Source organism: Enorma timonensis, from assembly GCF_000321165.1.
Lineage (GTDB): Bacteria > Actinomycetota > Coriobacteriia > Coriobacteriales > Coriobacteriaceae > Enorma.
In genome coordinates, this window is sequence record NZ_CAPF01000071.1 from 1 (window position 1) to 1,440 (window position 1,440).

A 1,440-nucleotide genomic window follows, 5' to 3' on the forward strand; every position below is an offset into this window, starting at 1 on the left:
TTTCGCGCATTTTGGGAATCGCTCCGCGGAAAATCCGGCCGAGCGCCCGCTGTCATCCCCGGGAGCAACCGTTTCGGCGCGCGTTTCACGGGGACGCGCAGGCGCGAGCGGGGCACGGCGTGGGGGCGGGCACGTAAACCAATGGCAACACGCTCGCAACATAGCCGGTTCTCGCGCTCGGCGGCGCAGCGGCTTCTCTATGCTGGATGAAAACCATCATGCACGTAGCGCGCCGTGACCGTCGATGTCCGCCCGCAAGCTCGGGGAGCGCGGCGCGTGAACCGAAGGAGCCGCCCATGTTCGCGATGCCCGTTTACCGAACACCGGATTTCTCGCAGGAGCCGTTCGCCAGCGCCCCCGACGCGACGCTCGCCGAGGTGGAGGCGGACGGCATCGGGCCCGAGGGGTTTCACAGCACGTCCGTGTTCCCCGAATACGTGAAGGTCGGGGGCACCTGGCTCCTCCCCCGCCACAGCCGTATGGACGCAAGCATCGTGGTCGCGCGGAACGAGGCGGGCGAGCGCATGCTGCGCGTGGTCGAGAACCGCAACCTGCGCGCGGGCGACCTCGTGGTCCTCGGGCGCACCGAGGACGCCGAGGAGGGCATCTACGTGCACGCGGACTGCTTCGACGACCCCTGCGCGGAGCAGGCGGACAGGTCCGACAAGTTCGCGTTCCGCCAGGCGCGCAGCCGCGAGACCTCGTTCGCCCGCGACTACGACCGCCTCTACGAGCGGCTGCGCCACGACCGCGACCACGGCAAGATCGTATGGGTGATGGGACCGGCGTTCGCCTTCGACGCCGACGCGCGCCGCGCCATGCAGCGCATCATCGAGGCCGGCTTCGTCGACGGCATCATGGCGGGAAACGCGCTCGCCACGCACGACCTCGAGGCCGCCACGCTCCACACGGCGCTCGGCCAGGACATCTACACGCAGCAGACGCAGCGCAACGGGCACTATAACCATCTCGAGGTGATCAACCGCGTGCGACGCGCCGGGTCAATCGAGGCGTTCGTGCGCACGGAGGGCATCGAGGACGGCATCGTCGCCGGCTGCGTCCGCCAGGGCGTGCCGCTCGTGCTCGCGGGGTCGATCCGCGACGACGGGCCGCTGCCGGGCGTGATCGGCGACGCGTACGAGGCGCAGGCCGCCATGCGCGCCATGGTCTCCGACGCCACGACGGTCATCTGCATGGCCACCATGCTGCACACCATCGCCACCGGCAACATGACGCCGTCGTATACCTTCGACGAACAGGGAGCCATCCGGCCGGTGTTCTTCTACACGGTCGACGTCTCGGAATTCGTGACCAACAAGCTACTCGACCGCGGGAGCGTCTCGGCCACCTCGTTCATCGCCAACGTGCAGAACTTCATCGTCATCGTGGCGAAGGGCTTGGGGCTCATGTAGCGGCGGGCGCAGGGCGGCACGCGGGCAG

At 68.7% G+C, this 1,440-nt stretch carries 1 protein-coding gene; it reads left to right on the forward strand.

Going from position 1 to position 1,440, the window contains the following annotated elements; translation table 11 throughout:
• Positions 1 to 296 precede the first annotated feature (296 nt).
• Positions 297 to 1,412 carry a putative NPN-dependent ornithine cyclodeaminase gene (locus tag BN423_RS08335; RefSeq protein WP_019239798.1) on the forward strand — a complete coding sequence of 372 codons (1,116 nt, stop codon included), beginning with the start codon at positions 297 to 299 and terminating at the stop codon, positions 1,410 to 1,412.
• Positions 1,413 to 1,440 lie beyond the last annotated feature (28 nt).